This window comes from Pseudomonas sp. Ga0074129, assembly GCA_001465025.1.
Classification (GTDB): Bacteria; Pseudomonadota; Gammaproteobacteria; order Pseudomonadales; family Pseudomonadaceae; genus Aquipseudomonas.
In genome coordinates this window covers 1-11,874 of the sequence record LNDO01000047.1, presented here as the reverse complement: position 1 = coordinate 11,874, position 11,874 = coordinate 1, and the positions used below count along the sequence as shown (strand labels likewise).

General features: G+C 57.7%; 8 protein-coding genes and 1 pseudogene. 7 read left to right on the top strand and 2 right to left on the bottom strand.

The window, feature by feature from the left end:
• The first annotated feature begins 207 nt into the window (after positions 1-207).
• The 3 genes from AUK77_RS03700 to AUK77_RS03690 all read left to right on the top strand — a co-directional run bounded on the left by AUK77_RS03700 (position 208) and on the right by AUK77_RS03690 (position 6,512).
• Positions 208-2,193 carry a DUF1302 domain-containing protein gene (locus tag AUK77_RS03700; protein WP_296126262.1) on the top strand — a complete coding sequence of 662 codons (1,986 nt, stop codon included), beginning with the start codon at positions 208-210 and terminating at the stop codon, positions 2,191-2,193.
• Positions 2,194-2,227: 34 nt separating this feature from the next.
• Entirely contained in the window at positions 2,228-3,595 is a 1,368-nt protein-coding gene (locus AUK77_RS03695; protein ID WP_296126259.1) for a DUF1329 domain-containing protein, read from the top strand.
• A gap of 193 nt (positions 3,596-3,788) precedes the next feature.
• Positions 3,789-6,512 carry a LuxR C-terminal-related transcriptional regulator gene (locus AUK77_RS03690; RefSeq protein WP_296126258.1) on the top strand — a complete coding sequence of 908 codons (2,724 nt, stop codon included), beginning with the start codon at positions 3,789-3,791 and terminating at the stop codon, positions 6,510-6,512.
• On the opposite strand, the gene AUK77_RS03685 is transcribed toward AUK77_RS03690, so the two are convergent.
• On the bottom strand, positions 6,495-7,370 hold the full coding sequence (locus tag AUK77_RS03685) for a hypothetical protein (RefSeq protein WP_296126255.1): 876 nt from the start codon (positions 7,368-7,370) through the stop codon (positions 6,495-6,497). The two genes, AUK77_RS03690 and AUK77_RS03685, sit on opposite strands and share 18 nt — an antisense overlap.
• A 121-nt stretch (positions 7,371-7,491) precedes the next feature.
• Here AUK77_RS03685 and AUK77_RS03680 point away from each other — a divergent pair, with 121 nt between their 5' ends.
• Positions 7,492-8,172, top strand: a complete 681-nt coding sequence (locus tag AUK77_RS03680) for a TetR/AcrR family transcriptional regulator (protein ID WP_296126254.1) — start codon at positions 7,492-7,494, stop codon at positions 8,170-8,172.
• A 67-nt stretch (positions 8,173-8,239) separates the two neighbouring features.
• Positions 8,240-9,181 (top strand): alpha/beta hydrolase, encoded by a 942-nt coding sequence (locus AUK77_RS03675; RefSeq protein ID WP_296126253.1) that lies wholly within the window; start codon positions 8,240-8,242, stop codon positions 9,179-9,181.
• Between the two features lie 260 nt (positions 9,182-9,441).
• Here AUK77_RS03675 and AUK77_RS03670 read toward each other — a convergent pair whose 3' ends face one another.
• The gene (locus AUK77_RS03670; protein ID WP_296126250.1) at positions 9,442-10,281 is read right to left on the bottom strand and encodes a metal-dependent hydrolase; all 840 of its coding nucleotides are present in this window, start codon (positions 10,279-10,281) and stop codon (positions 9,442-9,444) included.
• Positions 10,282-10,608: 327 nt separating this feature from the next.
• On the opposite strand from AUK77_RS03670, the gene AUK77_RS03665 reads away from it, so the two are divergent.
• Both AUK77_RS03665 and AUK77_RS03660 read left to right on the top strand, forming a co-directional pair.
• A complete protein-coding gene (locus tag AUK77_RS03665; protein ID WP_296126248.1) occupies positions 10,609-11,628 on the top strand; it encodes an AraC family transcriptional regulator in 1,020 nt (339 codons plus the stop codon).
• A 2-nt stretch (positions 11,629-11,630) separates the two neighbouring features.
• Positions 11,631-11,789 (top strand): annotated as a pseudogene (locus AUK77_RS03660) (MBL fold metallo-hydrolase); the annotation flags it as partial.
• Positions 11,790-11,874 lie beyond the last annotated feature (85 nt).

The following is an 11,874-nucleotide window of genomic DNA, read 5'->3' as shown; positions in this document are numbered from 1 at the left end:
TTAAGTGACTGCTCAGTCAAACAAGCGTTTGGCTTGCTAATTGCTCTTAACAACCCATTCTTGGTTCGGTCGGGAGCGACAAACACGCCGAAACCTGCGAGCCAGAGTGCCTGAGGGCTGCAAATCACACTTTAGAGGGATCATGCAGCAGTACCCGCTGGCTATAGTCCGCACCATCCATAACAAAAAACACATGGAGTAGCGTCGATGACAAAAACTAAACAAATCTGGCGCCTGGCAAAACTGCCACTGGCCGTCAGCCTCGCATCCACCCTCGCCGCACCTGCATTCGGCGTTACTTTTAATATCGGTGAGATCGAAGGTCAGTTCGATTCTTCGATGTCCGTTGGCTCAAGCTGGTCAGTGAAGGGTGCTGATAAAGACCTGTATGGTAAGAACAACGGTGGTGATGGCCTGTCGCAAACTTCTGATGACGGTCGCCTGAATTTCGAAAAGGGTGAGACGTTCTCGAAAATATTCAAAGGTATTCATGACCTTGAATTGAAATATGGGGATACCGGCGTCTTCCTTCGTGGTAAGTACTGGTATGACTTTGAACTTAAAGACGAAGGTCGCGAGTTTAAAGACGTAAGTGATAGCAACCGTAAAGAAGGCGCGCAATCTTCAGGTGCTCAACTTCTCGATGCGTTTGTTTATCACAATTATGCCATTGGCGAGCAGCCTGGCTCTGTCCGCTTAGGCAAGCAAGTTGTTAGCTGGGGTGAAAGCACCTTTATTCGTAACAGCATCAACGAAATTAACCCGGTCGATGTGTCTGCATTCCGTCGTCCCGGTGCTGAGATCAAAGAGGGCTTGATCCCAGTCAACATGTTCTATGTGGCGCAGAGCCTGACTGAGAATCTCTCTGCTGAAGCTTTTTATCAGCTTGATTGGGAACAGACAGTTGTCGATAACTGCGGCACCTTCTTTTCGCAGGCCGATATCGTAGCGGATGGTTGTGCGAACAATCTGAACGTACTTAGTGCTACGCCGGCTCAAATAGCTGGCGTTAATGGGCTCATTACGGGTGCTGGGCCTTTAGCTCCTTTTGGTGTTAACGCCATTTCTGGGACGAGCGAGGGGGTAATTGTTCCTCGTGGCGCAGACCGTGATGCTCGTGACGGTGGTCAGTGGGGGTTAGCCTTCCGTTACATGTTTGAGCCGCTAGACACCGAGTTTGGTGCCTATTTCATGAACTACCACAGTCGCGCTCCATTTTTTAGTGCAACTGCCGCAGGTCAAAACGTTTACAGTGCAGCCGCTACTGCAAGTGCTGGTGCCCGTGCTGCTGCTGCCTTTGCAGCTGCCAATCCAGGTAATGCTGCTGCTGCTGCTGCTGCCCGTGCTGCTGCTGCTGCTGCTACTAGTCCGCTGTATGTTGCAGGCAATTCCGAATACTTTATGGAATATCCTGAAGATATCCGACTGTACGGCCTGAGCTTCTCAACCACTCTCCCTACTGGTACTTCTTGGGCGGGTGATTTGAGCTACCGTCCAAATGCGCCGGTCCAAATCAACTCGACTGATGTTCTTTATGGTGGTGTGAAGTTGTTGGGCGGGGCTTTTGCTAATGCATCCCTTCTAAATGGTACAGCTGGTAATGATCTGCATGGTTATAACCGTAAAGAGATCACCCAATTCCAGACTACATTCACCCACTTCTTTGACCAGGTCATGGGCGCACACCGCCTCACACTGGTCGGTGAAGTTGGTGTGGTTCATGTAGGTGGATTGGAAAGTACTGATGAAGTTCGTTATGGCCGTGATCCTGTATTTGGTCCAGGCCCACTGCCGCCTACGGTAGTAGCTGTTGGTCCTAGCGGCCCTGTCTTTAGGGAAACCTGCTCCCAGATCCTTAACGGTAACTCTGGTAAGAACGTAAGCCGCTATTGCGAAGATGATGGTTTCGTGACCTCCACCTCTTGGGGCTACCGTGCTCGTGCTATCTGGGACTACCCGGACGTATTCGCCGGCGTAAACCTGCGCCCAAGTGTTGCCTGGTCGCATGACGTTGACGGTTATGGCCCGAACGGCTTGTTCACTGAGGGTGCTAAGGCTGTGAGCCTGGGTCTGGATGCGGACTACCAAAACACCTACACCGCCAGCCTGTCTTACACCGACTTTTTTGACGGTAAATACAACACTTCCACTGACCGTGACTTCGTTGCGCTCAGCTTTGGCGTGAACTTCTAAGTAAGCGGACGAGATTTTGAGGACGACTATGACTATGAAAACAACAAAAAGTCTGCTGCAAACCGGTGCGCTGGCCCTCTCGCTGCTGGCCAGTAGTGTGATGGCAGCCGTATCGCCGGATGAAGCGGCCAAGCTCGGTACTACCCTGACGCCAGTGGGTGCTGAGATGGCGGGTAACGCCGATGGTTCGATCCCGGCCTGGACCGGTGGTCTGCCTAAAAATGCCGGTGCTGTAGACGCGGCTGGCTTCCTGGCCGATCCATTCCCAAGCGAGCAGCCGCTGTTCGTTATCACCGCGCAGAACGCAGAGCAGTACAAAGACAAGCTGACCCCAGGTCAGTTGGCGATGTTCAAGCGTTACCCAGAAACTTACAAAATGCCGGTGTTCACCACACACCGTTCGGCCTCCATGCCGGATTTCATTTTGGAAGCTTCCAAGCGTAATGCGCTGAACACCAAGATGGTCGAGGGCGGTAACGGTCTGGAGAACTTCGAGCAGGCTAACCCCTTCCCGATTCCGAAGGACGGTCTGGAAGCGATCTGGAACCACATCACCCGTTATCGCGGTGGCAGCGTGAAGCGTCTGGTTACCCAGGCAACTCCGCAGGCCAATGGTTCTTACAGCCTGGTTTACTTCCAGGATGAGTTCACCTTCCGTGGTGCGCTGAAAGATGCTGATGCCAGCAAGCCAAGCAACGTGCTGTTCTACTTCAAGCAGCGTGTAACTGCTCCGTCGCGTCTGGCCGGTAACGTCCTGCTGGTGCACGAAACCCTGAACCAGGTAAAAGAGCCACGTCTGGCGTGGCTGTACAACGCCGGTCAGCGTCGTGTGCGCCGTGCTCCGCAGGTGTCGTATGACGGCCCAGGTACTGCAGCTGATGGTCTGCGTACTTCAGACAACTTCGACATGTTCAACGGTGCTCCAGACCGTTATGAGTGGAAACTCAACGGTAAGAAGGAAATCTACATTCCTTACAACAGCTACCGTTTGGACTCGCCGAAGCTGAAGTATGACGAGATCATCAAAGCTGGCCACATCAACCAGGACCTGACCCGTTACGAGCTGCATCGTGTATGGCACGTAACTGCAACCCTGAAAGCTGGCGAGCGTCACATCTATGCCAAGCGTGACTTCTTCCTTGACGAAGACACTTGGCAAGCAGCCCAAATCGACCATTACGACGGTCGCGGTACCCTGTGGCGTGTAGCTGAGGCTCATGCTCAGTACTACTACGACAAGCAAGTACCGTGGTACAGCGTAGAGACTTTGTATGACCTGCTGTCCGGTCGTTACTTGGCTCTGGGTATGAAGAACGAAGAGAAAAGTGCTTACGAGTTCGACTACCCTGCTAAGGAAAGTGATTACACCCCAGCGGCCCTGCGCCAGGCGGGCGTTCGCTAAACCTGCTTGATGTTGCATAAAGAACCGGCCTGTAAAGGCCGGTTTTTTTATGGCTGTGTTTTGTTGAAAAAAGCGTCACGCAATTACTGCGGGTTATTTGCCAAGCGATCTCAGGGCTTCAAAAGCCAGGCTTAAGGCGCTAGGCTGCGCAAGTAGGTAGTGCCAATGACGGGTAACTACATGAAACGGGCTAATGACTGATTTGTCTCCAATACCTGTTTTAGATTCGGCGGCCAACGCGCTAGGCGGGCACTTTTTCAGGCCGCCGCTGCCCGCCAGTTACATTCCGCGCCCGCGCTTGTGTGAGCGCCTGCTGGAGGGCTTGACCGGGCGTCTGCTGCTGGTCAGTGCACCGGCGGGCTTCGGTAAAAGCTCGCTGGCCATCGAGTTTTGCGAGCATCTCCCGGCCCACTGGCAGAGCTTGTGGCTTGGCCTGAGTGCTCGCGACAGCGATCCTGGGCGGTTTCTTGAACGTTTGCTTGCCGGGCTGCAGCAGTTCTACCCTGGCGTTGGGCAAGACGCCCTCGGGTTACTGCGCTTACGCCAGCGCCATCAGCCGTTTGCTTTCGAAGAGTGGCTCGACACGTTGCTAGATGAACTGGCCACGCGCCTGGATCCGCGCCAGCCGTTACTGCTGGTGATAGATGATTACCACTTGGCGCAAGGAGCGGTGCTCGACCGCTGTTTACAATTTCTCCTTAACCATTTGCCGCCCGGACTGCTGATGCTGGTGACCAGTCGCCAGCGCCCGGATTGGCACTTGGCGCGTTTGCGTTTGTCGCGTCAACTGCTCGAGTTGCATGAGCATGATTTGCGCCTGACCGATGCGGAAAGCGCGGCGCTGCTTAACCTGCAAGGGGCCGAGTTGTCAGCCGATGAGCAATCTGTGTTGCTGCTGCGCAGTGAAGGCTGGGTGGCCGGTTTACGCTTGTGGTCGCTGGCCGCGCGCGAGGCGCAAGATGCCAGTGCCTTAAGCAGCATTGCTCAGGGGGCCAATGGCCTGATCCACGACTATTTGCTTGAAGAGGTTATCGAGCGCCAGCCCGCCGACGTTCAGGCATTTCTCTATGAAACCGCCAGCCAGGATCGCTTCTGCGCCGAGTTGTGCGATGCCCTGCGCGACGGCCATGACAGCGCGGCCATTCTGCGTCACTTGCAGGCCCATCAGGTCTTTCTTGTGCCGCTGGACGAGCAAGGTAAGTGGTTTCGTTATCACCACCTGTTTTCGGATTTATTGCGCAGTCGCCCGCAGCCAAGCACTGGGCTGCATTTGCGTGCGTGCCGCTGGTTTAGCAGCGCCGGGATGCTGGACGAGGCGATTGAGCAAGCCTTGCGCGCCGGTCAGCCGGATGTGGCCGCCAACTTGGTGCAGAACCTCTCGGAAGAGCAATTGCTGGCCGAGCAAAATGTGGCGACTCTGCTGCGCTGGAAAATGGACTTGCCCGACAGCCTGCTCACCAGCACGCCACGGCTGATCCTGCTCTACGGTTGGGCCTTGGCTTTGGCTTGCCAGTTGGATGCCGCCGAAGAGTTGCTGGCGCAGTTGCAACGGTTTCTACCGGCCAGCAGCCGCAGCGAGCAGGAAGGTTTGCTCGCGCAATGGCTGGCATTGAGTGGGGTGATTGCCCGTGGTCGTGGCGACAGCGTCAACGCTCAGGCGTATTGCACGGAGGCGCTCAGTTGTTTGCCGCTCGACCGCTACGGCCAGCGCTTGATGTGCCTGTCCAGCCTTGCCAACCTGGCCATCGCTTATGGTGATTTGTGGCGTGCGCGTGGTTTGAATCGCGAAGCCCTAGAGTTGGCCCAGCGCGTGGGTAACCCGCTGTTTGAAGCTTTAGCCCACTACGACCGTGCGCGGGTTTTGCAGGCGCGCGGTGAGGTGATGCGCGCGCTGGATGAGGTGCGCCAAGGTCAGCAACGGCTGGTGGGCCTCTCTTCACAGCGTCATTACGCCGCGCGCGGTCGCCTGACATTGTATGAAGGGTATCTGTTGAGTTTGCGTTTGCAGCCGGAGCAAGCCCGGCAGCGCCTGCACGCCGGTATTAATGAAGCGCGCGCCTGCCGTGATATCAGCGTGCTGATTGGTTACTGTGTGCTGGCCCACCTTGAGGGACGTGCCGGTAACTTGTCCGAAGCTTTTGCCTATTTGGCTGAGGCTGAGCGCTTGATGCACATTTGGGACATTCCGCCCATTTACTACCTGGCAATGATCACCCTGATCAAGTGCGAGTTGTGGCTGCGTCAGGGCCAGACGGAATTGGCCGGTGTCTGGCTTGATCGCTTGTTGCAAGCCTATGGCGGCGAACAGGCAGCGGCCGCGCCGGAATTTCATCCGCAGCTACCGCTGCATATTCAATTGCACCTGGCCACCCTTGAACGCATGCGTGGTGAGGATGAACTGGCCGAGCGCCGCCTGCGCGGGCTGAGCCAACTGGCACAAAACGCCGGTGGCCAGTTGTTGGGCGCTATTGCCCAAGTGCAGTTAACCGAACTCTTGCGCGACGCTGGGCGTGAGCGTGAAGCTCAGCAACAAATGTGCAGCGCCTTGCAAACGGCTGCCGGTGGCGGGTTGTTGCCGTTTCAGGGGTTACTGGTCAAACAACCTGAGTGGCTGCGCCAGCAATTGCTGCTGCAGGAGTCGAGCCCACTGATCGAGGCCTTGCAGCAACTGTTGCCGCAGGTTGAGCCGCTGCTGGTGCAGGACGACTACGCCAGCGTGGTTGATGCCCTGAGTGCGCGTGAGTTGGCGGTGTTACAGCTGATTGCTCAGGGGTGTTCCAATCAGGAAATCAGCGACAGCCTGTTTATCTCCCTGCACACGGTGAAGACCCACGCCCGCCACATCAATAGCAAACTGGGCGTGGAGCGCCGCACTCAAGCAGTGGCGCGGGCCAAGGGCTTAGGGCTGCTGCGCTGACTCCTGCGGCACGCTCAAGTCCAGGCTGGGTGTGGCCGCCTTGCGTGGTTGCGCCGCCGTAGCGGCCAGTTTGCCTTGTATATCCTCTTCAATACTGGTCAGCACCGGCAGCAACTCGGTCATGGTGATTTGCACATCACTGTTGGGATGCTGCTCAGCCAACTGGCTGATGCGCGCGAGCAGCAGCGCGCGCACATCGCCACTCAAATGCACAAAAAGTTCGGGCAACTGTTTACTCAGCTCGGCGCTGTAAAGCAGCAATTCGTCGCGACCAAATTGTTTGGTCAGCCCAAGGTAGTCGAGTGCGCTGGACGTCAGCATCGCAGCGGCGGCCTTGGTTTCATGCAGGCCTTGCAGGCGCACCGGGTTGCTTTGCTCAGCAGCGGAGAGTGTCATCCAAAACTCCGTGGTCAGGGTGAACAACACGGCCTGCTGGCGCATCGAGTAACTCATCAGCCCCAATGCCTCCGCGGCATAGGGCTGTTGCACCGCGCGAAAATCAAAGTACAGGCGCATCAGCTCTTTCAGGCGGAATAAAACCTCGCGGGCTTCGTTCTGCCGTAGCTCCAATGGCGAATAAATATTGAGCTGCGGGCGGAAGTTTTCCTCGCTGACCATGCGCTCATAGATCGGCCCGGTGAATTCGCCGCTGCGCCGGGGCAGGGCATTGAGCTGGGTGCTGTCGACCTTGCTCAACGCCTCCAGTAACTGCTGGTAATCGGTGCTGTTCCACGGCTTGTGAATGTCGGGGATTTTTTGCCCGAGGTAGAACAACTGCGCCGCTTGGACGGGGCTGAACAAAACCAGCAAAAGGATGGCCAGCGCAAGGATGTAGCGGGGTGTTAGCGTGTGCGGCACAAGAATAATCCTGCGGACAGAGCGTGGTCGGGGGCTTTGACGCTGTCGCGTATTGCCAATACCGCCAGCGTACTCAGCTACGCGCCGCGCGTCACCCGCGCCTTGGTTGGGACATGCACAGATGCAGCAGGCGTTAGCAGAGTTGGGAGCCGTTCGTGCGGTGTTTGAAGACCTCGGCGGCTACGGTGCCGTGGCTCAGCAGCAAGAGCAGGACGGTGAAGGGCCGCTGATTGGTCACCTGCAACGGACCAATATCCAGCTGGCGGCGATTGCCGTCTTTGCCCGCAAAGGCGTGGCCGAGACCACGGTCAATGACTTGCTGTTGGCGGCGAATGTCTCGCGGCGCACCTTCTACAAATACTTCGAAAACAAGATGCAGGTGCTCGAAGGCATCTACCAAACGGCCGTGGCCTTGCTGCTGACGCGCTTTCGTGAAATGCAGAGCATCGCCGGTAGCCCGCAAGCCTGGTTGCAGGCCATGGTCGGGCGCTACTTCGACTATCACTTAGCCGTTGGCCCGATCATCCGCTTGATGCAGGAAGAAGCCCTGCGCGGCGATTCACCGCTGGCGGCTCACCGGCAGCGGGCGCACAGCGAAATGGCGCGCCTGCTTGCTGAGCGTCTGCATGGCGACACCCCGGCTGCCGAGCCGTTGACCTATCGCGCACTCATCTGGGCCATGGAAGCAGCGTCACTCGAGTTGCTCGGTCGCGCCGCCCGCCGCGATGAAATCGAGCAAGCCAAACGCATTCTTAGTGATTTGTTGATCGCCTCGCTGTGCCCCTTGCCGCGCTCAACCTAGGTTAGGCGTCAGCCAGCGGTGAGCGTGGTTTGATACACGCTCATAACAACAATCAAGAGGTGCCTGCATGTCTGCTTCCAGTCTTCCGCTGATGCCGCCGCTGTCGGCCGGCTTTGCCCGTTTGGGCTTCGGTGCCTTGCCACTTGAGCAGCTCAAGGCACGTTACGGCAATGCGGCCAACGGTTCGCGCTATATCGAGCTTGATGGCTTCAATGTGCATTACCGTGACGAAGGCAGCCGCGACAAGCCCGTACTCGTGCTGATCCACGGCGTGGTGGCTTCACTGCACACCTGGGATGACTGGGTGCCCGCTTTTGCGGCGGATTACCGGGTTATTCGCTTCGACGTGCCGGGCTTTGGCCTCACCGGGCCGGCGCGCGATGGCGTCTATTCCGCCGAGCGCATGATCAAGGTCTTCGGCCTGCTGCTCGACTACCTAGGCGTTACTAAAGCCTCGCTTGTGGGCAACTCGCTGGGTGGTTACATCGCCTGGAATTTCGCGCTGGTGCAGCCGCAGCGCGTGCACAAACTGGTGCTGATCGACCCCGCCGGTTATCACATGCAACGCGTGCCGTGGATGATTGCCGCCGCCGCTTTGCCTGGCGCCACCGTCGCCATGCCGGTGTGGATGCCGCGCGCGCTGATCGCCCAAGGCATCAAAGAAGTGTACGGCGAGCCTGCGCGGATCAAAGCGGGTGTGGTGGATCGTTACAACGACCTCAGCCGTCGCCCCGGCAACCGCCGCGCGATGATGGATATCTTCCGCGTGTTGCTCAACGTCAACCGCACTGAGCTGCATACGATCGGCGAGCGCGTGGCGCAGATTCAAGCGCCGACCTTGTTGCTCTGGGGCGAACGCGACCGCTGGATTTCCCCCAAGCATGTGCCGCTGTGGCAGCGCGATTTACCCAGCATTCAGGTGAAAACCTACCCCGGCGTCGGCCACATCCCCATGGAAGAAATCCCCCAGCAAAGCGCTGCTGATACCCTGCGTTTTCTCCAGGCCTAACGTCGCCGCTAAAGCGCCTCCCACAGAATGGCGGCACAGCCGATGTGCTTGTGGGAGGGGCTTTAGCCGCGCCGCTTTCAACAGCCGAATGTCGCCGCTAAAGCGTCTGCCACGAGAGTGACTGCACCGCTACGTAGCCCGGATGAAATCCGGGACGGTCTACTGGAGCGGCGCAATGCCCCGGATGACATCCGGGCCACAGGATGGGCATAAAAAAGGGAGCCTGCTGGCTCCCTTTTTCGTTGCGCTGATCAGCCGTGTTAAGCCGCCTGGCTCTGCACCGGGGCATCAAACTCAGGGCGGGTTTGATAGAGCAGGTCAAGATTGTTGTGCTGCCAGGGATGGAAGTCGGCTTTGAAGAAATCCCGGTAGCTGCTAATCAGCGGGCGGAATACACCTTCCTTGCCCCACATCCACTGAATGCCGTCGCGCCATACGCGCCAGTTCCACAACAGGCCGTCGCGCTGCAGCATGTGGGCCAGGCCGCGTGTGGTGTCGAGCATAAAAAAGAAGGTGCCCATCACCATCGCCCGGCGCAGCAGTTTGCGGCTGCCGCACACCTGGTTGTACACATCAAACGCCACGGCCTTATGCTCAGTTTCTTCCAGCGCATGCCAGCGCCACAGGCGTTGCATCGTCGGGTGGGCACCGGCCAACTGTTGCGGATCTCTCAACAGACCGTCGGCCATGATCGCGGTGATGTGTTCCAGCGCCGCCGTAGCAGCCAGTTGTCGCTGCGGTGAGAACTTTTTCTGCGTGTAACGAATGCGTGCCTGCGCGCGTTTTTCGATACGGGTGATGTCGTAGCCCAAGTCTTTCAAGCGCTGGCTGTATTCCAGGTGTTCGCGGCTGTGATGGCCTTCCTGGCCGATAAAACCGCGAATCTGCTCCTTCAGCACCGGGTCTTCGATCTGATCGCGGAAGTGGCGCACCGAGTCGATAAAGAAGCGTTCGCCATCGGGAAACAACACCGACATGGCATCAAACAAATGGGTTTTGAACGCATCGCCGCTGTGCCAATGGCGTGGCAGCGGATTAGGGAAATCAAAATCCATATGCCGAGGGCGAATCTGCAAACCTTCCGGGGTGGTGCTGGCCATGATGACTCCCTGAGTCTGTGACTGAAGCGTGCCTCACTATGGAGGCGCTGCGCCTACCGGCAAAGGTTCACAACAGCCAAAATTGCAGTCATTTATGGCCATTGCGGTACGTCTGTACCAGTCGTCGGGCGCGGTTGTCGCCCGTCCTCGCACGCCCAACCTTCGGCTGTGGTGATCACTGTGACAAGTGCCGAGTATGAGTGCACATATATGCACCCGATTGGGTTGCAGGTTGGTACTTTCGTACCTGTCAGGCCTTGTCGCGTTTTGCCCAACAGGGGTATCGTCGCGGGCAGTGGTCATATCCGGCCAGATAATAAGAATGCTATGAAGCCATCACTAAATTTCTCTGCCGAGTTGGTGCCGGTGGCCTATGCCGCCGCTTTGCTCGATCTTGTCGAAGCGCTCGGCTTACCGCGCGCGCAACTGTTTGCCGAGGCGCGGGTGCGACCCGAAGTGCTCGGTAACCCGCAAGGGCGCTTGTCGTTTATCGATTTCACCCAACTCACCAGCAGCGCCCTGCGCCTGTGTGACGAGCCCGCTTTGGGCCTGCTGCTGGGGCAACGGCTGAATGTCTCAACCCACGGCATTTTGGGTTATGCGGTGCTGTCCAGTGCCAACCTGGGCAAGGCCATCCAATTCGCCCTCAAGTACTACCGCGTGCTGGGGTTAACCTTCGAGCTGGAATTGGTCGAGCAGGGCGAGCGCATTGAACTGCGCGCCAGCGAGACTATGCCGCTGGGCCCGCTCAGCCGCTTTGCTGCCGAAGGCTTGCTCACCAGCTTTTACACCATCGCCCGCTTTCTGGTGGGCGAGCGCTTGCAAGCGCTTGAAGTGGGCTTTTCTCATGCTGCGCCGCACTATGCCGAGCGCTATGAGCGTTTGTTCGGCGTGCCTGTGGCCTTCGAGCAACCCTATCACCGCATCAGCATGCCGATTAGTTACCTGGAGCGGCCCATGGCCTTGGCCAATCCGGCCACGGTGCAAATGTGCGAACAGCAATGTGAAGCGCTGCTGGCCAGCCTGGATGTGCAAGACGGCCTGCTGACCCGCGTGCGCCGCCTGCTACTAGCGCGCCCCGGCGATTTCCCCGACCTGGCCAGCGCCGCTGAAGCCCTGCACACCAGCGGCCGCAGCCTGCGCCGGCACCTCTCCAACATGGGCACCAGCTACCAGCAAGTGCTCGATGAAGTGCGCAAAAGCCTGGCCCTGCAATACCTCACCACCACCCACCTGCCGCTCTACGAAATCGCCTACCTGCTGGGCTTCAGCGACCCGTCGAATTTTCGCCGTGCGTTCAAAAAATGGACAGGTAAACTGCCCAGCGACTACCGCGTTGAGGAGTAACCATGAGTTCAGCCACACAACTTGCGCTAATCCGCGAAACCTTCCCCGTCGGGCCTTTGCAGTGCAACTGCACGATCATCGGCGACCCGCTGACTAAGAAGGCGATTGTGGTCGATCCGGGTGGCAATCCTGATCTGATCATGGCGCGTTTAGGGAAACTCTGAAAAAGACTTCCTGATTTTGGCAAAATACCCGGATTCCACCCGCTGAGTTTTCCGATGAAGCAGATGACCTTCGCCGACGCCG